This is a genomic window from Mumia sp. (assembly GCF_028803055.1).
In the GTDB taxonomy this organism is placed as follows: domain Bacteria; phylum Actinomycetota; class Actinomycetes; order Propionibacteriales; family Nocardioidaceae; genus Mumia.
The window spans coordinates 8,283-8,522 of the sequence record NZ_JARBCJ010000152.1 but is presented as its reverse complement, the minus strand read 5'-3'; the positions used below and the strand labels follow the sequence as shown (position 1 = coordinate 8,522).

Here is a 240-nt window from a genome sequence, read left to right as displayed (position 1 = left end):
GATGGGGTTCGACGGCGTGGTGATGTCCGACGACCTCTCCGCGGCGCAGCAGGTCAAGGACCGCACGCCTGCCGAGCGCGCCGTCGACTTCCTCCGCGCCGGTGGCGACCTCGTGCTCGCGATCGATCCGGCGCAGATGCCCGAGATGACTGCGGCAGTGCTCGCGCGGGCCCGCCAGGACCCGGCCTTCCGGGCCCGGGTCGAGGAGGCGGCCGCGAGGGTGGTCGCGCTCAAGCGCGA

At 74.2% G+C, this 240-nt stretch carries 1 pseudogene; it reads left to right on the top strand.

Features of this window, described 5'->3' with window-relative positions:
* Positions 1-22 precede the first annotated feature (22 nt).
* Positions 23-240, top strand: a pseudogene (locus PV363_RS13630) (hypothetical protein); the annotation flags it as partial.